This is a genomic window from Jeotgalicoccus halotolerans, from assembly GCF_003387165.1.
Lineage (GTDB): Bacteria > Bacillota > Bacilli > Staphylococcales > Salinicoccaceae > Jeotgalicoccus > Jeotgalicoccus halotolerans.
In genome coordinates this window covers 150,096-172,708 of record NZ_QUMW01000010.1, presented here as the reverse complement: position 1 = coordinate 172,708, position 22,613 = coordinate 150,096, and the positions used below count along the sequence as shown (strand labels likewise).

Annotated in this window: 25 protein-coding genes; 14 read left to right on the top strand and 11 right to left on the bottom strand. The window is 41.0% G+C overall.

Annotated features, from left to right (window positions below):
* Positions 1-11: 11 nt before the first annotated feature.
* Entirely contained in the window at positions 12-1,043 is a 1,032-nt protein-coding gene (locus DFR63_RS05645; RefSeq protein WP_115884967.1) for a S66 family peptidase, read from the bottom strand.
* A gap of 137 nt (positions 1,044-1,180) precedes the next feature.
* On the opposite strand from DFR63_RS05645, the gene DFR63_RS05640 reads away from it, so the two are divergent.
* The gene (locus tag DFR63_RS05640; protein ID WP_115884966.1) at positions 1,181-1,963 is read left to right on the top strand and encodes a hypothetical protein; all 783 of its coding nucleotides are present in this window, start codon (positions 1,181-1,183) and stop codon (positions 1,961-1,963) included.
* A gap of 111 nt (positions 1,964-2,074) precedes the next feature.
* Here DFR63_RS05640 and DFR63_RS05635 read toward each other — a convergent pair whose 3' ends face one another.
* Positions 2,075-2,647 (bottom strand): thymidine kinase, encoded by a 573-nt coding sequence (locus tag DFR63_RS05635; protein WP_092595880.1) that lies wholly within the window; start codon positions 2,645-2,647, stop codon positions 2,075-2,077.
* A gap of 123 nt (positions 2,648-2,770) precedes the next feature.
* Between DFR63_RS05635 and DFR63_RS05630 the strand changes: the two genes are divergently transcribed.
* The 4 genes from DFR63_RS05630 to DFR63_RS05615 all read left to right on the top strand — a co-directional run bounded on the left by DFR63_RS05630 (position 2,771) and on the right by DFR63_RS05615 (position 6,166).
* On the top strand, positions 2,771-3,415 hold the full coding sequence (locus tag DFR63_RS05630; RefSeq protein ID WP_115884965.1) for a Crp/Fnr family transcriptional regulator: 645 nt from the start codon (positions 2,771-2,773) through the stop codon (positions 3,413-3,415).
* Positions 3,416-3,555: 140 nt separating this feature from the next.
* Positions 3,556-5,409: a heavy metal translocating P-type ATPase gene (locus DFR63_RS05625; protein WP_115884964.1), complete on the top strand. Its 1,854-nt coding sequence runs from the start codon at positions 3,556-3,558 to the stop codon at positions 5,407-5,409.
* Positions 5,410-5,500: 91 nt separating this feature from the next.
* Positions 5,501-5,722 (top strand): heavy-metal-associated domain-containing protein, encoded by a 222-nt coding sequence (locus DFR63_RS05620; RefSeq protein WP_115884963.1) that lies wholly within the window; start codon positions 5,501-5,503, stop codon positions 5,720-5,722.
* A gap of 93 nt (positions 5,723-5,815) precedes the next feature.
* On the top strand, positions 5,816-6,166 hold the full coding sequence (locus DFR63_RS05615; RefSeq protein ID WP_115884962.1) for a zinc ribbon domain-containing protein YjdM: 351 nt from the start codon (positions 5,816-5,818) through the stop codon (positions 6,164-6,166).
* Positions 6,167-6,225: 59 nt separating this feature from the next.
* Here DFR63_RS05615 and DFR63_RS05610 read toward each other — a convergent pair whose 3' ends face one another.
* From DFR63_RS05610 to DFR63_RS05595, 4 genes are all read right to left on the bottom strand, one after another.
* Complete coding sequence (locus DFR63_RS05610; RefSeq protein ID WP_115884961.1) at positions 6,226-7,131, bottom strand: iron-hydroxamate ABC transporter substrate-binding protein; 906 nt, start codon at positions 7,129-7,131, stop codon at positions 6,226-6,228.
* Between the two features lie 94 nt (positions 7,132-7,225).
* Positions 7,226-8,257, bottom strand: a complete 1,032-nt coding sequence (locus DFR63_RS05605) for a FecCD family ABC transporter permease (protein WP_115884960.1) — start codon at positions 8,255-8,257, stop codon at positions 7,226-7,228.
* Positions 8,254-9,309: a FecCD family ABC transporter permease gene (locus tag DFR63_RS05600; protein ID WP_115884959.1), complete on the bottom strand. Its 1,056-nt coding sequence runs from the start codon at positions 9,307-9,309 to the stop codon at positions 8,254-8,256. Before DFR63_RS05600 ends, DFR63_RS05605 begins: the two co-directional genes overlap by 4 nt.
* Entirely contained in the window at positions 9,302-10,105 is an 804-nt protein-coding gene (locus DFR63_RS05595) for an ABC transporter ATP-binding protein (protein WP_115884958.1), read from the bottom strand. Before DFR63_RS05595 ends, DFR63_RS05600 begins: the two co-directional genes overlap by 8 nt.
* A gap of 158 nt (positions 10,106-10,263) precedes the next feature.
* Between DFR63_RS05595 and DFR63_RS05590 the strand changes: the two genes are divergently transcribed.
* Positions 10,264-10,635 carry a YbgA family protein gene (locus tag DFR63_RS05590; protein ID WP_115884957.1) on the top strand — a complete coding sequence of 124 codons (372 nt, stop codon included), beginning with the start codon at positions 10,264-10,266 and terminating at the stop codon, positions 10,633-10,635.
* 12 nt (positions 10,636-10,647) lie between these two features.
* Here the strand turns inward: DFR63_RS05590 and DFR63_RS05585 are convergent, their stop codons facing one another.
* Positions 10,648-11,130, bottom strand: coding sequence for a CHAP domain-containing protein (locus tag DFR63_RS05585; RefSeq protein ID WP_115884956.1), 483 nt, complete (start codon positions 11,128-11,130; stop codon positions 10,648-10,650).
* Positions 11,131-11,296: 166 nt separating this feature from the next.
* Between DFR63_RS05585 and DFR63_RS05580 the strand changes: the two genes are divergently transcribed.
* The 5 genes from DFR63_RS05580 (at position 11,297) to DFR63_RS05560 (ending at position 15,531) form a co-directional block, all read left to right on the top strand.
* The gene (locus tag DFR63_RS05580; protein WP_115884955.1) at positions 11,297-12,157 is read left to right on the top strand and encodes a fructosamine kinase family protein; all 861 of its coding nucleotides are present in this window, start codon (positions 11,297-11,299) and stop codon (positions 12,155-12,157) included.
* Between the two features lie 8 nt (positions 12,158-12,165).
* Positions 12,166-12,753, top strand: a complete 588-nt coding sequence (locus DFR63_RS05575) for a class I SAM-dependent DNA methyltransferase (protein WP_115884954.1) — start codon at positions 12,166-12,168, stop codon at positions 12,751-12,753.
* Between the two features lie 24 nt (positions 12,754-12,777).
* Positions 12,778-13,596, top strand: coding sequence for a sulfite exporter TauE/SafE family protein (locus DFR63_RS05570; RefSeq protein ID WP_115884953.1), 819 nt, complete (start codon positions 12,778-12,780; stop codon positions 13,594-13,596).
* Between the two features lie 48 nt (positions 13,597-13,644).
* A complete protein-coding gene (locus DFR63_RS05565; RefSeq protein WP_115884952.1) occupies positions 13,645-14,493 on the top strand; it encodes a DUF368 domain-containing protein in 849 nt (282 codons plus the stop codon).
* Positions 14,494-14,661: 168 nt separating this feature from the next.
* Positions 14,662-15,531 carry a cation diffusion facilitator family transporter gene (locus DFR63_RS05560; protein WP_115884951.1) on the top strand — a complete coding sequence of 290 codons (870 nt, stop codon included), beginning with the start codon at positions 14,662-14,664 and terminating at the stop codon, positions 15,529-15,531.
* A gap of 45 nt (positions 15,532-15,576) precedes the next feature.
* On the opposite strand, the gene DFR63_RS05555 is transcribed toward DFR63_RS05560, so the two are convergent.
* Both DFR63_RS05555 and DFR63_RS05550 read right to left on the bottom strand, forming a co-directional pair.
* Positions 15,577-15,861 carry a GNAT family N-acetyltransferase gene (locus DFR63_RS05555; RefSeq protein WP_115884950.1) on the bottom strand — a complete coding sequence of 95 codons (285 nt, stop codon included), beginning with the start codon at positions 15,859-15,861 and terminating at the stop codon, positions 15,577-15,579.
* A 67-nt stretch (positions 15,862-15,928) separates the two neighbouring features.
* Positions 15,929-16,843 (bottom strand): LysR family transcriptional regulator, encoded by a 915-nt coding sequence (locus tag DFR63_RS05550; RefSeq protein WP_115884949.1) that lies wholly within the window; start codon positions 16,841-16,843, stop codon positions 15,929-15,931.
* A gap of 122 nt (positions 16,844-16,965) precedes the next feature.
* Here DFR63_RS05550 and DFR63_RS05545 point away from each other — a divergent pair, with 122 nt between their 5' ends.
* The 3 genes from DFR63_RS05545 (at position 16,966) to DFR63_RS05535 (ending at position 20,741) form a co-directional block, all read left to right on the top strand.
* The gene (locus DFR63_RS05545) at positions 16,966-18,057 is read left to right on the top strand and encodes a 5-methyltetrahydropteroyltriglutamate--homocysteine S-methyltransferase (RefSeq protein ID WP_115884948.1); all 1,092 of its coding nucleotides are present in this window, start codon (positions 16,966-16,968) and stop codon (positions 18,055-18,057) included.
* Positions 18,058-18,071: 14 nt separating this feature from the next.
* On the top strand, positions 18,072-19,427 hold the full coding sequence (locus DFR63_RS05540; RefSeq protein WP_162842292.1) for an MFS transporter: 1,356 nt from the start codon (positions 18,072-18,074) through the stop codon (positions 19,425-19,427).
* Between the two features lie 171 nt (positions 19,428-19,598).
* Positions 19,599-20,741 carry a globin domain-containing protein gene (locus DFR63_RS05535; protein ID WP_115884946.1) on the top strand — a complete coding sequence of 381 codons (1,143 nt, stop codon included), beginning with the start codon at positions 19,599-19,601 and terminating at the stop codon, positions 20,739-20,741.
* Between the two features lie 46 nt (positions 20,742-20,787).
* Here DFR63_RS05535 and DFR63_RS05530 read toward each other — a convergent pair whose 3' ends face one another.
* Together DFR63_RS05530 and DFR63_RS05525 are read right to left on the bottom strand one after the other, a co-directional pair.
* Positions 20,788-21,252 (bottom strand): FixH family protein, encoded by a 465-nt coding sequence (locus tag DFR63_RS05530; RefSeq protein ID WP_115884945.1) that lies wholly within the window; start codon positions 21,250-21,252, stop codon positions 20,788-20,790.
* A gap of 11 nt (positions 21,253-21,263) precedes the next feature.
* On the bottom strand, positions 21,264-22,598 hold the full coding sequence (locus tag DFR63_RS05525) for a PepSY-associated TM helix domain-containing protein (protein ID WP_115884944.1): 1,335 nt from the start codon (positions 22,596-22,598) through the stop codon (positions 21,264-21,266).
* Positions 22,599-22,613: the final 15 nt, after the last annotated feature.

The window sequence follows — 22,613 nt, the reverse complement described above, 5'->3', positions numbered from 1 at the left end:
TCTTCGGATTTTTAATCTTTTACTGCACTTTCCAATATTTTAAAGGTGAGATTCTCCGTATCTATTTCAGCCTCGAGACCGTATGGAATAATGGATTTCGGTTCATTATGACCGAAGCTGCCGTTATACAGCACCGGCAGGTCACTTCGTCCAGCTTCGGTGAGTATACGTCGCCATGATTCTTTATATTCAGTGTAATAGCGGCCATCCTGAGGACGTCCGATAACTATGCCGTTAATATGCTCAAATATACCGATAACAGACATAGCACGTAAATAATCTTCAAATATTTCTGGATCAAGATAACATTCAGAGGTTTCAAAGAATAATATCGCATCTTTAAAATCACTTAATTCAGGGAAATATTTTGTGCCGCGTAAATTATTAAAGACTTCCAGACAGCCGCCGAGTAAATGACCGCGGCCTTTACCAGAAGCGCCGATACTTTCATAGCCAGGATTATTGTCTTTTGGACGTTCGGTACTTTTGTTTTCGGAATCCCAGCTGAGTCCGATTTTTCTAATATGCGGAGAAGTCTTAATTTCACCAATCGGTTCAGCTGAAAACCATGTTTTCTCAATTGAGTTCACAGTATACTCATCCATGGCGATATTTTCAGCGAAATCGGTTAATAGAGCAGGACCGTAACTCGTCGATATACCGTGCTTATAAAAGAATAAATGGTTCGCTGTTGTATCGGAATAACCTGTGAATATTTTCGGATTATTTTGCAATGCATCGGTGTCTACAAATGGCAAGATACGCACTGTTTCATTACCGCCGATTGCACAGATAATTGCCTTAACAGAGTGATCTCTTAGAGCTTCATTTAAATCCTCTGCTCTTTTCTCAGGATGGTTATAAACGTAATCAAGACCCTTCAAGGCATGAGGCATTACTTTTACTGTTAAGCCGAAAATACTCTCCAGCCGCTCGATCCCCTGTTCAGTTCTCCATCTTATATCTTCTTCACCTGCGAGTCCGCTCGATAAAGACACGAGTGCAACTGTATCACCAGGCTGTAATTTACTAGGTTTAATCATAAGATCGCCTCCAAAGTATTTTCCAACAGTATAGCAAAGAATAAGTAATTAGTTACTAAATATATCAGTTTGCTATTCGTTCGCTTAAATTTTATAATTAAGAAAATGTTACGAATTTGTGAATGGAGTGAAAATGAATGAGAAAACTTAAATTACTATCTGTATTATTTATTAGTTCTATTATATTAAGTGCGTGCAGTAACACTAACCCTTTTGATGAGCTTGCTGATGAAATTAACAGCTGGCTGGGTGCAGACAGCACGAACACAAGTGAAGAAAGCACTGATCCTGAGGAGGAAACTGAGAACAATACCGATAGCGAAAGCAATAACGAAGCAGATAATGATACTGCTGGTGACACTGAAGATATTGAAACTTTGGACTACAGTCACTTAATGAATCAAGGTGAGGAAGTTACACTCGATGAAGGCATGCATGAAGTCGGTAAAGATATCGAGCCTGGCCGCTATGTCATTACAGCAGACTCAGGATACGGCAATATATATGTTAAGAACGAAGAAAATCGCGGAGGCTTCAATGAAACGTTAGCAGGAGAGTCGGATAGTCCTGAAGGTCAGACGACTAAAATCGTTGGATTTCTTGACGAAGGATATTCAGTTGAGATAGCTAATTTTGAGCAAGCAACATTCACTCCGTATGAAACAGTATCTGTGGAAACAATTTTTCCTGGTCAGTGGGTAGCCGGTGAAGATTTCCCTGCAGGTGTATATGATGTGAGTGTGCCTGAAACTGAAGAAACAGGATCGCTTGAGGTGTCATCACATCCTGATTATAATAAATCGCGACATATACTGGGGAATGCAAAATATGGTGGCATGACTGAGTTTACGATGTCCTTTGAAGATGGAGATATTGTGAACTTGAGATATGTGCCAGAGGTAACATTAACAGAAAGGTAGCACGTTATATCAGCGTTATTAACATCAAACAAGGAGTAACGCATAGCGTTACTCCTTGTTTGATTTCTAGTAGAAGTGCTTTAGTTTCACGGGAAACATTATATAATTTTACTAGATCAGTTCAAGACGTTCTTTATAGCACTTTCGGCAAACAGGAACATATTCTTCGTCGCCAATCTGAATAGATTCTCCAACGTTAATTGGATTTCCGTTATGGAGCCTCATATTAAGAGTCGCTTTTTTATTGCAGTACTGGCAAACTGTTTTCAGTTCGTCGATAGCATCAGCAAGTTCAAGTAATATACGGCTGCCTTCGAATAGTTCATTTCTAAAATCTGTTTTTAAACCAAAGGCAATAACAGGAATACCCAGGTGATCCGGAATGTCGCTCAAGTTATGAATATCTTTCTTCGATAAAAACTGGGCTTCATCGACGAGAACAACATGTACTTCCTGTTTATCATGTTCCTGTTTTACTTTGTCGAAAATATCATCTGTTATATATTCAGCGTCAAGTTCAAGACCAACTCTGGATTTAATTTTTTTATGTCCGCTTCTTGAATCAATAGGTGTCGTATATGCCAAGCAGCGTTTCCCCTGGGTCGTGTATTGATGGTGTGTCGTAATAATCTGGTTGCTTTTGTTACTTTGCATTGTGCCATAGCGGTAGTAGAGTTTTGCCATAAGTATCCCCTATCATCTCGTAATCAGCATCAATTTTAACATGGATTTTGATTTTATATATTATTAATTTTCCCGTGATATAATCGAAGCAATCAGATTAATCACTTTGGAGGGGGAAGTAACATGGAATTAAAGGGGCATGAACGGTGCGTCAGCAGAGTTCCGATTTTCAGCCATCTGGAATTGGATGAACTGGAAGAAGTGTTTCAGAGAATTAATCATCAGAGTATGAAAAAAGGCGAGTATCTTTTTATGGCCGGTGACCGATCGTCTTCACTATTTGTCATACATAAAGGTAAAGTGCGGATTTACCGTTTAAATGACAACGGGGAGGAGCAGTTAATCAGAGTGCTGACTCACAGTGACTTCACAGGCGAGCTTTCCCTTTTTAGTGCTGATGAAGAGAGTAAATCCTATGCAGAGGTGCTGGAAGATGCAGAAGTATGCCGTATTAACCGTGAGGATATATACGGACTGATGCAGAAATATCCGAATATCAGTATTAAAATCATCGAGAGTTTTGCAGAAAGATTGAATGATTCAGAATCTCTGACTACAAATATTTCCCTATTAAACAGTAGAGAAAAATTAATCGAGTATATTCGTACACATACAAAGAACGATAAACTGGTCTTGACGATGACTAAAAAAAATCTCGCTTCATATTTAAGTATGCAGCCTGAGACACTGACTAGAACGTTTAAGAAGCTGGAAAATGAAAGTGTCATTAAGAAAATTAATAATAAATCCTACGATATTTTAAAATAGATAAATTAAGTAGAAAGTTCCCGGAAACGGGAACTTTTTTGTATTCTTGACCCCGGTCAATTTCTATTAGTACTAAAGCCTGTAACATTATAAATGAATAGACGTCGGAAAATATTATAAAAGAGGGAAGGAGATTTACAATGATCAGGTTTATATTTAAACAGGAAAACAAGATTACTCTTCTTGCATTTATTTTAATCGCAGCGGGTCTTATATTAAGATTTTCAGGCAATACTGATGCAGGAAATACTGCCTTAATCGGCGCAACGGTTATCGCTGTGCTGCCGATCGGTATTAAGGCTTATCAGGCAGCACGGATGAAGCTGTTCAGTATTGAATTACTGGTAACTATCGCCGTTATTGGAGCGTTATTTATTGGAGAATATGTCGAGTCTTCAATCGTTACATTTTTATTTCTGTTTGGTAGTTACTTAGAAGCGAGAACTCTTGAAAGAACCCGTTCTTCAATTAAAGAATTGACTGAGATGGCACCGCAGGAAGCTAATTTAATACTTACTGATGGCAGCCGGAAATTAATAGATGTATATGATGTAGAAATCGGTGACAAAATAGCAATACTTCCGGGCGGAATGATTCCGGTAGATGGCAAAGTGATGAGCGGCGAAGCAGAAGTTAATGAAGCAGCTGTGAGTGGTGAATCAATTCCAGTATCGAAAATTACTGGTGACCAGGTTTTAAGCGGCACGATTCTGGACTCTGGGTACTTGGAAATAACAGCGGAAAAAGTAGGAGACGATACGACGTTTTCAAAAATTATAGAACTTGTTGAAGAAGCACAGGATAGTAAATCAAATGCAGAACGGTTTCTCGACAGATTCGCTCAGTACTATACTCCCGGAGTTTTAATACTTTCGATAATCGTCTGGGTCATTACGAAAGATCTTCACCTTGCAATTACCTTCCTTGTGATTGCATGTCCGGGAGCTCTTGTTATCGGTGCACCGGTCTCAAACGTTGCTGGTATAGGAAACGGCGCGAAAAACGGCTCACTTATTAAAGGTGGAGAAGTTATTGAAAAACTGTCTAAAGTCGATACACTGGTTTTTGATAAAACAGGTACATTGACGAAAGGACGTCCGGAAGTAACAGATTTTAAAGTGTTTGCTGGAGATGAAATGGAACTTACAGGTTTGATAGGAAAACTTGAAACGGCATCTGAACATCATCTTGGGAGAGCAATAGTCGAGTATGCAGAAAAAACGTCGGATCTTTCAGCTTATATAATGGAGCAAGCATCCGGTGTTAAAGGCCAGGGGATTGAAGGTACTATAAGTGATCATTCAATCGTTGCAGGGAACAGAAAATTGTTAAGAGAAAACGGCATCGATATACCGACTGATATTGAAACTTACGCACTTGAACGTGAAAAGAAAGGGAATACTGCGGTGTTTGCAGCAGTAGATTCGAAACTAACAGCAGTAATATCTATTGCTGATAAAATCAGAGACGATGCAAAAGAAGCTCTGGCAACAATGCGTAACAACGGGATTAAACATGTCGTTATGCTGACAGGTGATAACCGTCATACAGCAGCAGCAGTCGCAGCTGAACTCGGTATTGACGAAGTACACGCTGAGCTGTTGCCGGAGGATAAAGTAACGCATGTGAAACGTCTTAAAGAAGAAGGCAGAATGATTTCTATGGCGGGAGACGGAATTAATGATGCACCGGCTATAGCAACAGCAGACGTTGGACTAGCTATGGGGAAAGGTGGTACGGATATTTCGATGGAAACAGCGGACGTAGTGCTGATGGCGGATAAACTTTCGCAGTATGCACACGCACTGTCGTTATCTAAAGGAACGATGCGCAACATGAAACAAAACATCATTATCGCACTCGTTACAGTAGCATTACTCCTCGTTGGAGTGCTGATGGGTGGTGTTAACCTGGCTATAGGAATGTTTGCCCATGAAGCGAGTGTGCTGATCGTTATACTCAACGCGATGAGGTTAATAAAATTTAAACCGTAAAAATTGATGCAGGTCAATTTTAAATAGGCAGGTTACTAATATAATGAAGGTAGAAGATAAAAGGAAAACAAAAAAACGGGAGGAATATATTATGAATAAAGTAACGATGCAACTTGAAACATTGAGCTGTCCGACATGTATTAAGAAAATAGAAGGTGCACTGACGAAAACAGATGGTGTTGAATCCGCTAAACTGTTGTTTAATGCGAGCAAAGCGAAAGCGGAATATGATCCGGAGAAAGTAACATCAGCAGAACTGAAAAATGTTATTGAGAATTTGGGCTATGAGGTACTGAAGGTAAAAGAAGCATGATTATTAAGAAAGTCGGAGTTCATTTGAACCCCGGCTTTTATTTATATAAAAATGTGGTATCTTTAAATTAATACAGTGATATGAGGGATTATAATGACAACATCATTACCAAATTGTCCGAGCTGCGATTCGGAATATACATACGAGGATGGGCCGCTCTTAATTTGTCCAATGTGCGCGCATGAGTGGACGCCTGAGTCAGCGGAAGAAGAAGCGCTGGTGGCACTCGTAAAAGATGCCAATGGCAACGTCTTGAATGACGGAGATACCGTGACGGTAATTAAGAATTTAAAAATTAAAGGTTCGTCCAATGTAATCAAGCAGGGAACGAAAGTTAAAGGTATCAGACTTGTTGATCCGGAAGATGGTCATGACATTGATTGTAAAATACCGGGTATCGGTCAGATGAATCTGAAATCTGAATTTGTGAAGAAAATAGATTAAGTTTAAAACTAGAAAATACGGTCCGAAACCTATAAGCGGGTTCGGACCGAATTGTTTTTTTACTCCATTAAACCTTCTTCATAGATTTCAAGAAGATATTCCAAGGTTGTTGGATCACTGTAGCTAGTTGCAGCAGTATTGATTTCAATGACATTTCCTTTTTGTACAGCAGGAATTGACTGCCATACTTCACTTTCAGTAAACGACATATCTGTTTCCTCGCCGCGGCTTAAGACGATGTAATCACCTGCATACTCAGCCAGTACTTCTTGAGATATTTCATAATATCCATCTGCAGATACAGCTTCATTTACGTTTTCAGGCATCTTTAAATCCATGGCCTGATATAAAATCTCCGTGCCTCTGCCCCAAGCTTCTCCAAACAGATAAAACCCTTTGCCGTCTGTTTCAATTACAGTAACAGTCATATCTTCTCCGTGTTTTTCTTTAATCTGGTCGCCAATTGCTTTGGCACGTGTTTCAAAGTCCTGAGCCCATTCACGTGCCTCATCTTCTTTGCCGACAAGTTTCCCAATCTCAATCTGCTGTTCCAGGTAATTTAATTTACCCCATGTATAAGTGACAGTGGGCGCGATTTTCTCAAGCTCGTCCAGATTTTCCATATTAGCACCTGCAATAATTAAATCGGGATCTTCAGCTAAGATACTTTCAGGTTCAGCTTCTGTGACCTGTGCAGCATCTGCCAGATCTTCTTCAAATAACGGATTTGCTTTCGACCACTGGTCGACACCGGCCATTTCAATATCGAGAGCATGTAAGTTTGGAGCATATGATAAAGCAACAATGCGTTCCGGATTTTCAGGAACTTCTACAGGACCGGACTCAGACTCATATGTAACAGTTCCTCCAGCGGAAGAGGTATCATCTGAAGCTTCTTCTGAACTGCATGCACCAAGAGCAAAAGACATTAACAGCAACACGATAAAACTAAAATATTTCTTCATAATTCTTCTCCTTTTTCAGTTAATTGAGATAGATTCTCAATGACTGTTTATTATATAATCCGGCTGTTTACAGCCGGATTAGGAATGCTGATGGTTAATCATTTAATTTTGCTAAAAGATACAGAAAATATGGCGCACCGATAATAGCAACGACCACACCGGTCGGTATTTCAGCGGGCTGAAGTATAACGCGGCCGATTGTATCCGCTGTTAATACGAGCACAGCTCCGACAAGCGCGCAGATTGGAATGACATACTTATGCTTATTGCCGACCAGTCTTCTAGTCATATGCGGGGCGATTAAACCGACGAAGCCGATGCCGCCGCTGACTGAGACACTTGCTGCAGCAAGTCCTACCGCTGCAGCAAGCAGAATTCTGCGTTCCTTCTCAAGGTTCATGCCTAAACTGACAGCAGTATGGTCTCCGAGATTTAACACGTCTAACACCCGGGATTTTATATAAACGAACGGAATAAGAATAAGAAGCCATGGCAAGAGTGCCAGCACGAAATTCCAATTTGACCCCCAGATGCTGCCGGCAAGCCATGTAGCAACAAAGTCGTATGTTCTCGGATCAAGTTTCAGTGTCAGTACAATCATAAGAGCACTAATTCCCGCAGCTACAGCAACTCCGACGAGTATTAAACGTATAGGAGATACGCCTTCATCTTTCTTGTAAGAGAAAACATAGATAATAACAGCAGCGGCCCCAGCACCGGCAAACGCCAGCACCGGCATAATGAAAACAGAGTTGCCAAGCTCTGTTGAAAAATACGAAACAAAAAGCATTACTGCAAGACCAGCACCGGCGTTAATCCCGATAATTCCCGGGTCGGCCAGCGGATTTTTAACGATTCCCTGGAGTACGGCGCCAGATACTGCAAGACCCATGCCAATAAGCATGGCGATAGTAATTCTTGGCAGGCGGAATTCAAACAGTAAAAGCTCATCACGCGGAGTACCGCTGCCGATAATTGTTTTCATTACAGTGACGGGATCGATGCGTATAACACCTGTATTTAAACTGATAAGAAATAAAATGATTAACAGGATAATAAATATACATGCGATGATTCCAGCACGCCGCTGTTTTTTAATAAGTCCTTCGGGCTTGTAGTGGTTCATATCGCTTTACCTCCTTTACGTGCAAGGTATAAGAAGAAAGGTACACCGATTAATGAAATAAGAGCGCCGATTGGTATTTCAAAGGGAGCATTCAAAGTCCGTGCGAGTAAATCTGCAAGAACGACAAGAATGGCACCGACAACTGCACTGACCGGTATTATCCAGCGGTAGTCATAACCAACAAGTTTACGGGTCAGATGCGGTACGATTAAACCGACGAAACTGACAGCGCCGACGACTGAAACTGCCAGTCCTGCGAGTACAACTATAATGCCCGCACTGATAAATTTAGTTCTGACTGTCCGTTCTCCGAGACTGACTGCAACCTCTTCCCCGAGACTTAGTATAGTAATAGATTTTGAAATGCGCATCGCTGCAAATAACATAATAATAACGATAGGCGTTATAACAGAAAGGTGACTCCAGCGCGTTCCTGAAACACCTCCGGCATACCAGAATGCCATATCCTGTCCGACATTAAAGTAAAGAGCAATACCTTCACTCAGTGCTGTCAGCAAGGCTGTAACAGCAGCTCCTGCCAGCACCAGACGCAGGGGTGTTAAACCGTTTCTGCTCATGGAACCGACACCGTAAACGATACCCGCACCAAGCGCCGCTCCGAAAAATGAGAGAAGTACAACATAGACATAAGGCAGGCCAGGGAAAAAACTGAGACTGATTGCGAGCATCATGACTGCGCCGGCATTCAGTCCGAGCAGACCGGAATCTGCGAGCGGATTCCGAGTCATCCCCTGCATTAATGCTCCCGCTACACTGAAAGCAGCTCCGACAATCGCCGCACCGATAATTCTCGGAAATCTGAGTTCCCATATTATCTGATGCTGTGTGACGGATTCATCAAAGCTGAAAAGAGCGCTCCATATTGTCGATAAGTTTATGTCGGCTGCTCCAAGCGAAATAGACACTGCAAATGCACAGAGCAGAAAAACCAGCCCGCCGGAGATGATTATCGTTCCGCGTACAGGTTTTGCAGTATTTTTAACTGCTTTTACTTGTTCTTTATCTGTTAAATCCGAATTGAACTTACTCATAATTTTTTTCCCGGCTGCTTAAATGATAAGAGGTGAAAATCGGATGATTGCTGTAAGGGCACTGCTGAATATCGGCTTCGATATTAAACAATGTTCTTAAATTATCGTGAGTCATCACTTCAGCAGGAATACCTTTTGTAATCAGTTTGCCGTCCTTCATTGCAATCATATAGTCAGAAAATCGTGAAGCGAGATTTAAATCGTGAAGCACCATAATAATTGTCCGATGTTCTTCGATATTTAGTTTTTGCAGCAGCAAGAGAATATCGAGCTGGTGAGCGAGATCGAGATATGTCGTCGGTTCATCGAGTACAAGTGTTTCTGTACCCTGTGCCAGGGACATCGCAATCCAGACACGCTGACGCTGGCCGCCTGACATATCGCTGATTTGACGATCGGCGAAATCTTTAAGGCCCGTGACTTCGATCGCCCAGTTAATATACTTATAATCTTCTTTGCTGAGAGACCCGAGAGCTTTTCTGTATGGAAAGCGGCCGTAGGAGACCAGTTCGAAAACGGTCAAACCGTCTGGCGATTCGGCAGTCTGCGGCAAAATAGCCATCTGCTTGGCGATTTCTCTCGTGTCGAGAGTATTAATTGCTTTGCCATCAAGCAAAATAGTGCCTTCTTCAGCTTTTAATATACGGGACACTGTTTTTATCAATGTAGACTTTCCGCAGCCGTTCGGACCTATAATAGTTGTTATTTTATTTTTTGGAATAGTAACGCTTAAGTTATCTATTACTGAACGGTTGTGATAGCCAACCGCTATATTATTTATTTCAAGTGCGTTCAACACAGTCACCTCTCATATAGGAGATTCCCATTTTAATTGAGAATCGTTATCACTCTGAAAGTTTATGCTAATATTATAAGATTGTCAATATAATCTGTATAACGATTTGAAAAGGGGTAAAAGATAATATTAACTATCAGCAAAAAAGGAGTAATTTTATGAAGCGGCGTGCACTGATGGAGAATTTGTGGGCAAAAGAAAAATACAGAGTGATGATGCATTCGCAAGGACATTACAATTTAATCAGAAAAGAATTAAAGCAGGATATAGAAATGGAACGGTTAGAAACTTTAATCGGCCAGGCACTAGAAAAAACACCTCACCCCGGAGCGGTCATCAATACGTTTCAGCATATGTGGGGATATTTTAAAAAGGTGTGCAGCGAGAAAGAGAAGCGCGAATATATGCGTTTGAAAGAAGAGTATATACACAATCCAAATAAGCCTGACGACTTGTTTTCGTTTATTAGAAAGATGGCAAATAAATACAAAGTGAAATATCTTCAGAACTCTACAATTTTATACAAATAAGCTATGGCATTATTACTCCGGATTCGGATGCTTATTTACTTTAGGATGGATATAGTTATAATCAGCAATCTCTTCTGCAAGAATAGTGCGTTCAGTTATCTCATACGGTTTACGGAGGTTCATTTCTGAAATTTCGAATGAACCGTCATTATTGACAGATTCTATATAGGCAACATGTCCGATCTCTCCTCTTTCAGTCTGCATTAAGGCACCTTTTGCTGGTGTTTCATTTACAGTGTAATGCTCTCTTTCAGCGCGGTCTGCCCAGTGTTCTGCATCGCCCCATGAACGTTCTATCATCATGCCGTCATCTTTCACTTTGTTAAACACGTAATACGTACATTCTCCCTGGTCATATGTATTATTTTTCATAGGATCAGGTGTCAATAATATGCCCAACTCTTCTATTAAACCGTTCTCAGTTCTTGTATCTGCATAGATCAATCCGCAGACAGCGGCAATTATAAGCAAAGAAGTAAGTGCAAATCTCTTCATGAAAAGTCTCCTTTCTTACGTATAACGCATAGTGTTATAAAATAATGCTGAGCGATATAAGTATTGTTAGATCAGTCTTTTGTCCCGAAGAGCAAGTGAGGACGTTTTACATATATTTTAAAGGAAATATAAAAAAGTAGAAAGTTTAAAGAAAGGAAGTTGTTTGATGGATGAACAATGGACGGCAGAGCTGCCGATAAAAAATATTAAAAGTATAACATCGGTCAGCGGCGGAGATGTAAATGAAGCGTACAAAATAGAAGCGGATGATAAAAAGTGTTTTCTCCTGGTGCAGCGGGGACGCGATGAAGATTTTTATGCTGCCGAAATGGCGGGGCTGCAGGACTTTGAAAAAGCAGGTATTACAGCACCGAGGGTTGAAGAGTCCGGCCAAATTTCAGGCGATGCGTATCTGCTGCTCAGCTATTTGGAAGAGGGAGTATCAGGCAGTCAAAAGGATTTGGGAGAGATGGTAGCAAAACTTCATCTGACTCATCAGGAAGAGGGGAAGTTCGGCTATCATTTGCCATATGAAGGCAGCGATATAAAGTTTGAAAACGGCTGGTTTAAGTCGTGGAGTGAATTGTTTGTGAACCAGCGACTTTCACAGCTGCATGAAGAGATTTTAAAAAGGAACTTATGGAGCGAACAGGATAATAAAACCTTTAATACCGTACTGGACATAATCAGAGAAGAACTAAACAATCATACAAGCGAGCCGTCGCTTCTCCACGGAGATTTATGGTCCGGAAATTATATGTTTTTAGAAGATTGTAGTCCCGCCTTATTTGACCCTTCGCCATTATACGGTGACCGGGAATTTGATCTTGGAGCTACGACTGTCTTTGGAGGCTTTGGTCAGGAGTTTTACGAAGCATATAATGATGTATATCCACTTGATGCAGGCGCGGCACTGCGTATAGAGTTTTATAAACTGTATCTGCTTCTTGTTCACCTAGTGAAGTTTGGAGACGTGTATCTCGGCAGCGTAAATAGTACAATGAAACAGATATTAAGTAAAAGGTAGGAGATTATATGTCAGAGAATGTGTTCGATAGAATGGCAGGGAAATACGAAAAGGAAGAAAGAATTGCCTTAGCAAATACCATCGCAGCGGAAATGAAAAAGTATTTCCCACATGATGCCAATAATATATTACTGGATTATGGATGCGGTACGGGACTGATTGGACTGCAGTTCAAGGATGACTTTAAAAAGCTGATTTTCAGTGATATTTCCGGGGAAATGTTAAAAGTTGTTGATGAAAAAATCGAAGCGCACAAAATTGGAAATGCTGAAACTAAACATACTGAAGAGCTCTGCAGCGAAGAAGCTGATGTAATTATTGTATCGCTCGTAATGCTCCACGTGCCTGACTACAGAGAATTGATTAAAAAATTATATGATATTTTAAATGAGTCCGGGCAGCTGCTCATTGCTGATTTTGATAAAAATGACTCAGTTTATCATGAAAAAGTTCATAATGGATTTACACATGATGAGATGGAGTCTGCTTTAGCTGATGCAGGTTTTAAAAATATTGATATTAAAACCTTTTATCATGGAGAAAAAGTCTTCATGAAAAAGGATGCTTCCATGTTTATTGCGGATGCTCGAAAATAATTAATTCAAAGAGGAATGGTTGCTATGGAATTCATACTCCTGGCAGTAACTGGTATGGTTGCAGCAATTGTGGGATCATTAATCGGACTCGGGGGCGGCATAGTCATCGTTCCTGTTCTTATATTTTTAGGAAATGAACTTAACATACTGGATGGGGTTACACCTCAGATAGCTGTCGGGACTTCAAGTCTGGTTCTTGTGTTTATCGGGCTGTCATCTGTCGTTTCCTATAATAAAAGTAAACAGGTAGATTGGAAAAATGGGAAATATTTTTTATTCGGAATTCTTCCCGGAGCGATGATAGGCTCATATACGAGCAGCTTGTTTACAGTCGACAGCCTGAAATTGTATTTCGGTCTGTTTATAATTTTAATCAGTTTTATATTGCTTATACGCGATAAAATAAAACCGCTTAAAATATTTCAGAATGAAAAATATATCAAACCTCATACTGACGGAACAGGAAAAGTTCATTATTACGGTTTTCCGCCATACATAGGAGTTACCGGGAGTTTGCTCGCAGGCTTTACAGCTGGACTATTCGGAGTCGGCGGGGGAGCATTAATGACACCTATGATGATTATTTTATTTTTGATGCCGCCATCTATTGCAGTTGGAACAAGTATGTTTCTGGTCCTATTCGGCAGTATATCCTCTGCGACAGGTCATTTGTTACAGGGAAATATTCATTTTCTTTATGCAGTGATACTGATTCCTGCTGCATATTTTGGAGCGAAATTGGGTGTTAAGCTGAATAGAAGCCTCGACTCGAATACTGTTGTATTCATCTTGCGGATGGTTCTCTTGTTGCTTGGTATATATATGATTATAGACAGCTTATAAAATATGGTAAAATATAAAAAGTAAATTTGATGAAATGGAATTGAATATATGTTTAAGTGGAGAAATTTGCCGAAAGGCTTTTTAATGGGAATAGTTGAACTTGTACCGGGAGTCAGCAGCGGTACGATGGCGTTGCTATTAGGAATATACGATCAGTTTCTCGGTGCTATCAGCCGAATTGTTTCAAAGTATTATAAACAGGCACTGGCATTTTTACTGCCTCTTGTAATCGGTATGGCTATCGCAATTTTAACGATGTCCTCGGTGCTTAATTATTTCCTGCAGAATCATACAATACCGACCCACTGGTTTTTCATGGGGATGGTGCTTGGTGTGATACCGATGATGATAAGAATTTCAAATGTAAAAGCAGAATTTCGGATCATACATTTTATATTAATTTTTGCGGGTATTGCTATACTCTTTATAATGTCTATGTTCAATGCAGATGCACTGCCGGCAAGCAATGCGGGAATGGCAGCTGGTGATCTCCTGAAGTACTTTATTACAGGTGCGCTTGCGGCTTCGATGATGCTGCTGCCTGGCATATCCGGATCGCTTGTGATGCTTATTATGGGAGTATACCCAATAGTAATATACGCGATAAATGAGTTTACCTCGCTTAATTTTACTGTTCTGCCAATTCTGATATCAATTGGTCTTGGTATAGTTACAGGAGTGCTTCTTGCAAGCAAGGTAATCTCTCATTTCCTTAAAAATTATACTTATCTGACTTATGCAGCGATTATAGGTTTGCTTTTTGGTTCAGTGTTCGCTATTTATCCTGGACTGCCGGCAAGCGGAACAAGCTGGTTCTTATCTGTGATTTTATTTCTGTCAGGTCTTTTTATCAGTTATATATTTGGAAAGCAGCAAAATAAAAATGACACGCCTTAATCAGGTGTGTCATTTTTAGGGCTAATCATGAAAAAAATTGTAAATATTTAGGGTTAGCTAAAAAAATATTTCACTTTATAGAAACTTAAAGTAATGTATAAAAAATGGTTGAAAATATAATGAAAGCAGTGCATAATTAATCTCCATTAACTTTTAGGGGCTGTTATTATGGGTAATATAAATAAATTGAAACTTGCCCAGAGAGGTGCTTACTTAAGTATTGTCACGTATATTATTTTATCTGTTTTGAAATTATATTTCGGAGTGTTTTACGATTCTGCAGCAGTTCGGGCAGATGCTCTGAACAATATGACGGACATTTTTGCATCGGTAGCAGTTCTAATTGGTCTGAAAATTTCTATCAGACCGCCAGATGACAATCATCCGTACGGACATTTAAAATCTGAAAATATAGCTTCGCTCGTTGTCTCTTTCATTATTATCTTTGTCGGTGTACAGGTGCTGGTGGAAAACGTTCCTGCCATATTTTCACCCTCTGTAACAAAACCAAACCCGGTAGTAATTTATATAAGCGTTGCGGGCGGTCTGATTATGCTTGCTGTATACTATATCAACTCTCAACTGGCAGCAAAAACGAACAGCAGTTCTTTGAAATCTGCAGCTATGGATAATCTGTCGGACAGTTTAATTAGTCTCGGTACTGCTGCCGGCCTGGTTTTAACACAGCTTGGCCTGCCGATTGCGGACGTAATAATTGCATCTGTACTAGGGCTTCTGATTATATATACCGGTTTTAAAATATTAAAAAGTGCGGTCTTTGCTTTAAGTGATGGTTATAACGATGCGGATTTAATAGAACATAAAGAAGATGTGCTTGAAGTAAATGGGGTGCTCGATGTTAAATCTATAAAAGGACGATATCACGGCAGCAGCATATTCCTGGATGTGACGATTATTGTTGACCCGGAAATATCGGTTACTGAAGCACATCGTATATGCGACAGGGTCGAAGAACACATGCATAATAAAGGAATCATGTCTCTCTATGTGCATCCGGAACCTCTCTTTAAGGAATAAAAACCCCTTTAAGATTTTATATTTCAAAATCTTAAAGGGGTTTCTTTATGCTTCTTTAAAAATTACATCTTTATATTTATCATTGAACTCTTCAAAACGTTTAGCTGCAAAAGGGCATCGTCCGATTAATCTTTTATCATTCTCGCGCGCATAATCGGCAGCGGCATCGAGCAGCACATCTCCATAACCTTCACCGCGCAGTTCTTCTTTTACTACGACGCTGTCTATAACAAGTTTATTTTTGTCATCTGGAAGATAAGTCAGTTCGCCATCAGGATTCTGCGGATCTTCTCCAAAATAAAACTTGTTTGTTCCATGTTTAATATCCATGTAAGAACACCTCCGTAATTTTCTATACTATTTTACTATACCCTGAAGAAAAATATTTACACTCTTTTTACAGCAGATTGTAACTTTCAATCGTTTTCACCAATTCTTCCAGATAAAGTTTTGCGACTCTCGTGAGCTGGGCTTTATTATTTGTAATCCAGCCGACTTTAATTTCATCATCAACATCGAGCGGGACCGGAATGATATCGGTGCCGTTTAATTCCTCGCTTAAAATCCCGCTTGAAATTGTATAGCCATTCAAGCCGATCATACAATTGAAAATTGTTGCCCTGTCGCTGACCAGAATATTCTTTGGGCTATGCAGAGTACTCAGTATTTCTTCCGAAAAATAAAATGAGCTGTGCTCTCCCTGGTCAAAAGACAATCTTGGATAGGGTTCGAGATCTTCCAGTGTCACTTTTTCTTTTTCGGCAAGCGGATTTGTCTTGCTGATAAAAACGTGAGGGTTCGCTGTAAAAAGCAGTTCAAATGTTAAATGGTTTTCTTTCAGCAGCTGAGTCAGTATTTTCTCGTTAAAAGTATTCATGTACAGTACGCCGATTTCACTTTTTAAATTTTTAACATCATCAATAATCTCGTAGGTGCGTGTCTCGCGAAGTGAGAACTGATACTTATCACCGCCGTGATGCTCAATCATTTTAACCATTGCATCAACGGAAAAAGAGTAGTGCTGTGTGGAGACAGAGAGCAGCTGTTCCTGATAAGGAGTATCAAGATACTTATTTTCTAAAAGCTCGACTTGTTCTGTAATCTGACGGGCATAGCTGAGAAATTCTGCACCGTCCGGACTCAGCACAATACCTGTGGATGTACGCTTTAAAATCGTAATATCCATTTCGCGTTCAAGTTCTTTAATCGCTTTAGACAAGGTGGGCTGTGAAATATAAAGTTTTTTTGCCGCTTCATTAATTGAGCCGCTGTTGACCACGGCAATTAAATATTTTAATTGTTGAAGTGTCATAAAGATTCTCCTTGGGTTATAGCTTGAAGTTATAACGGGTAATGAAATTAATGAGTTATTCTATATCTTACAGACATGATAGTATTTAAACAACATTAAAAGAGATGGAGTGTCACATACATATGACTAAAGAAATATACAGATCAGATCATGTAGGAAGTTTGTTAAGACCCGCAGAGTTGAAAGATGCCCGGAGACAATTCGAAAGTAAAGAGATAAGTTTGGAAGAATTAAGAGAAGCAGAAGACAAAGCGATTGCACATGCTGTTAAAAAACAGAAAGAAGCGGGATTAAAAGCAGTAACCGACGGCGAATACCGCCGTGCCTGGTGGCATTTTGACTTTCTCGAAGGACTGCAGGGGGTCGAAGGTTCGGACACAGGCGGCGGAATTGCTTTTAAAGAACGCCAGACAAAATCCCGGGCAATTAAAGTAACAGGGAAAGTGGATTTCGACGGACATCGAGAAATTGATTTCTTTAAGTATTTACAAGAGCAGGCGGGTGATGCAACAGCAAAATATGCTATTCCAAGCCCGAGTATGCTGCATTTCAGGGGAGAAATCGACAAGAATGTTTACCCTGACGAAGAGGAATTTTTTGAAGATCTTGCAGCGGCATATAAAAAAGTGCTGCAGGGCTTTTACGACGCTGGCTGCCGTTATCTGCAGCTCGATGACACTTCATGGGGATACTTCTGTTCAGATGAAGAAAGACAAAAGTTAATTGACAAAGGACAAAATCCGGAGCACTTAAAAGAGAAATATCTGGAAGTGTTAAATAAAGCAGTGGACGGGCGACCGGATGATTTTAAAATTACGATGCATATATGCCGCGGAAACTTCCGCTCAACCTGGATTTCTTCAGGAGGCTACGAGCCGGTAGCAGAAATATTATTCGGGCGTTTAAACATCGACGGTTTCTTCTTAGAATATGACAGTGACCGTGCAGGCGGATTTGAGCCGCTTCGTCATGTCAGCCGTAAAGATTTAGTCATCGTACTGGGTCTTGTTACATCGAAGAGCGGTACACTTGAAAATGCTGAAGATATTAAAGCGCGAATTAATGAAGCAGCGCAGTTTGTACCGCTGGATCAGCTGGCGCTCAGTCCGCAATGCGGCTTCGCTTCGACAGAAGAAGGCAACGTGCTGACAGAAGAAGAGCAATGGGAGAAATTAAAATACGTCGTAGACATCGCAGCTGAAGTCTGGCAATAGAAAGGAGAATGCGAATGGCAACAATTAACCCGGAGACGGTTATTGCAGGCAGTAAGTTCAATAATTTTCATCTGCTCGTTTTTATATGGTGTTTTATCGCAATTGCTTCTGACGGTTTCGATATAGCTGTGTATGGACTCGGTTTGCCGCAGATGATGAACGATTTTGATATTACTCCTGCAGCAGCAGGGGCGATTGGCAGTTATGCCATGATGGGTATGATGGCGGGGACTTTTGTCTTAGGCGCGTTGACCGATGTTATCGGCCGCAAAAGAATCTTGGCAATATGTCTAGTTATGATTGGTTTATTTAACTTTTTAGCAGGCTTTGCACCTAATGCAACAGTATTTGTCATCTTCCGCTTCATTGCTTCGATTGGAATGGGCGGTCTTATGCCGGCTGTTATTTCGCTGATGGCTGAATACTCTCCACGTAAAAACCGGGCTATGATTGTTGCGTTAATGTATTGCGGCTATTCAATCGGAACAATTGGGGCGTCGCTGCTCGGCATTTATTTTCTGGAGTACTTAAGCTGGAGATTATTTTTCTGGATAAGTATTTTCACGGTATTAATTACTCCGTTTTTCTTGAAACAATTCCCTGAATCAATAACATTTCATGTTGCACGGGGGAATAAAGACAAAATTGCAGACATTTTAAATAAAGCTACCGGCACTGAAAATTACAGTGCTCGGGATCACTACGAAATTACAGATACTGACACTGCAGAAAAAGGTGTACCGTTTAAAAAGATATTTAACGAACGTAAGACACTGTCGACAATTATGTTTTGGATTGCTGTTATCTGCTGCCTGATGATGATTGCCGGACTCGGTACGTGGCTGCCGAATATTATGCAGGAATCCGGATATGGAGTGTCCTCAGCTATGATATTTACTATTACACTGGCAATCGGTCAGATGACCGGTTCACTTGCCGGCGGCTATATGGTTGATAAAATCGGTCACCGCAATGTGCTGTTAACGCTTCTCGGGACAGGAGCAGCGGCGTTTATCCTGCTCAGCCTAACGAGCAATGCATTTTTGCTTTATATTCTCATTGCGGCAGCAGGCGCATGTACGGCCGGCTCGCAAAACCTGATTAATCCGTATATAACGATGTATTATCCGCCGGATGTACGCGGTGCAGGTTTAAGTGCTGCAGTCGGCATGGGGAGAATCGGTTCAATTACAGGGCCGCTCCTGATCGGCTGGGTGCTGATGACCAATATGCCGGCGCAGCTTTCATTTCTAGGTTTTGCAGTTCCATGTCTGCTTGCATTTTGTGCGCTTCTGTTTGTGCAGGAACAGCACGGTGCAGAAGTGCAGAAAGGACGAATCCGAAAAGCGGAAGAAGCAATTATTTCTTAACTTTTAAAGATGCGAATCTTACTCCGATTCGTATCTTTTTTCCATATATATGAGAGAATGTCGAGAAACATTCACAAACATGTGAATATTTTAACAAGCTAATTGGATTTTATTGAGATAAGAAGAAATGTATTAGATAATGAAATAAATACAACAATTAGGAGTGTTTATATGGTTAACAAAGAAGAAGTTGAGAGTATTCACAGCACAATTCCAATTTTACAGGAAAAAGGTGTTGAAATTACTTCTAAATTTTATAATAGAATGTTTGATAGACACCCGGAATTACGAGATATGTTTAATCAGCCGAACCATAAGCAGGGTTTGCAGTCTACAGCTCTTGCAACAGCAGTTCTGGCAGCAGCGCAACATATTGAAGATTTAACACCGATAGTACCCGTAGTCATGCCGATTGCGCATAAGCACTGCGGTCTCGAGGTGCTTCCTGAACATTACCCTATCGTCGGAGAAAACCTTCTTGCTGCAATTCAGGAAGTAACCGGGCTTGCGGCAGATGATCCGATTATAGAAACATGGGGCAAGGCGTATGGTGAAATTGCTGATGCGTTTATCGGTATAGAGAAAGATATTTATGCAAGCATGGCATGGCAGGGCTTTAAGCCGTTTGAAGTAATCGGTGTGAGAGAAGAGACAGGGATTATGAAAGCTTTTACAGTTAAATCGGGTGATATTAAAGATATACCGTACTCGCCGGGACAGTATATTACGGTCGACGTCCAGGTTCCAAATCTGTCGTACAGAGCAAAACGCCATTACTCAATCGTCGATGTGCAGGAGGGCAAGCTGACGTTTGCAGTAAGGAAAGAAGATCTGGATGGCAACCGCGGAGAAGTATCGACGTATCTTCACGAGCAGGTTAATACGGGCGATACAATCAATTTATCAGCGCCGGTTGGTGTGTTCGGCCTTGAAAATACAAATAAGCCGCAGCTATTTATCGGTTCAGGCATCGGTGTAACGCCGTTATTCCCGATGTACCGTGAAACAGCCGGTACTGATGCAGATGCACAGTTCATCCAAGTTTCAGATGATGCAGATAACGTTGCATTTGAAGTTGAGCTTAAAAATATCGCAGCTGCCGAAAATGCACAGCTGCACACTCACTTAAGAGATAAAGAAGGTTACCTGATGAGTGAGGAGCTGCAGAAGTTCATTAAAGAGGATCAGGAAGTCTACGTCTGCGGCGGTGTGACATTCATTCAGTCCATCGTTAAAGAATTAGGCAAGGCGGGCGTTGATAAAGATCGTGTTCACTACGAAATCTTTATCCCGCGTTTAAGTCTGGCTGTATAAATTAAAAAAATGGCACCCCGTTTAATATACACGGGGCGCCATTTTTTTAATGATGGCTGTTTATTTCAATACTGTCGTCATTACTGAATTCCTGCAGAAATACTTCTTCGAACATATCCAGTTCACCGACAGTAAAGTATTTAGTCGGCACAGCATCGATATTATCACTTGAAACGTGTGCTTTAATCAGATACAAACCATCCCGCGGAATATTTATTTCCGCTGTATATTCCCTGTTTGAGAGAAATGATACTTCGTATTCCTCGTGCCATACTTCAGCTTCTTTCGCTGCCCACATAGACAGGGTAATATCGGCATTATCAACTGGGCTGCCGTCTTCCAGGACATGAATTGTCAGCTGTTCGGCAGGGCCGACAGAGGTAATGTTTTCTGTATCAATAACGATATTTGCCTTCGGTGTCTTATTATATTTATCGTGTGTATCGTCATCTACAATATTGCAGCCGGAAAGGAACAGAAGAGAAATTATTAAAATTAAATATTTATACATGCTGTTCCTCCTTAATAATTCAGCCAGCGGCGGAGTTTTTCATTGTTTCTAATAATAAGCCTGTCCAGCAGGAATAAAATAATCAGCGACAGACCGACGAGCGGGAATATAAGGCCGAGTATGATTAGTACAGAGAGCATACCTTTAAATTCAAATATACTTTTAGCTTTTGGTGCACCGCTTTTACCTTTCGGTTTCCGTTTCCACCACATGTATACACCCGTAATGACCATACCGATTAATCCAAGACAGATAATCACTCCAATAATCTGGTTCAAGAGACCGAACTCCAAACCTTTATGAATCGTAATTGCAAGCGCCATTGCCTTGCCGAGCGGACCGTAATTATCATAGCGGTAGTCAGCGATAACATCACCTGTATGCTGATCGATATGTATCGTTGCCTCATCCTGTGCTTTCGGAGGGAAAACGGATAAGGTAAAGACACCTTCCGGAGAAGCAGGGTAAAATATGTCGTAGCTCGGATGAGTATCTGCTGCATCAGCAGTCTTAATAACTTCGTCTATGGAAACCTGTCTGAAGCCTGACGAAGGGTCAGAATCTGCGACCGGCATCTGTTCTGCAGCCCATGAGACATCCGCAATATCTTCTGCGACAGTCTCGGATTCTGGAGCCGGACCTACCCAGATTGACGGCGGATAGCCAGCGCCGGAAGCAGTTGTCAGCTGCTGCACGCCTGTACCCCAGAAGCCTGTCCACAGCATGCCCGATAAGAGGAAGAATAATAATCCTCCGGAGATCCAAAAGGCAGGGACGGCATGCAGGTCGCGGCGCCTGATACGCCCGGCTTTATTAAAGCGGATGGTGAAAACACCTTTAATTTTTACTTTTGCTTTAGGAAACCACAGAAACAAGCCTGAAATCAGCATAATAATTGTCCAGCATGCCACCAGTTCGACTATCCGGTCGCCGAAAGTTCCGGCCATCAGTTCACTGTGCAGAGCGGCAAGGATTTCCATCGGCCGGGTGCTGTCGTTAATAATACCCAGCACTTCGCGGTTGTAAGGATTAATAAAGACCGTTAATGATTCACCGTCTCCGTCTGTTATGCCGACTTCAGCAGAACGGGTATCATCCTCTCCCGGACGGTAGCGGGTAATGTCCCCGCTGCCGACAGTATTTAAAGCCGTGAAAGCAAGATCGCTTGGCGGAAGCTGTTCGCTTTCAGCCTCGATATTATAATAATCTTTATATATGTATTCTTCGATGTCTACTCTGAACAGATATATTGCTCCTGTAATGGCAATAATAAGAAGAAAAGGCGCCAAGACTAAGCCGGCAAAAAGATGCCAGCGCCAAATCAAAGGCTGTATTTGCTTTTTCAAATTAAAGTCCTCCTG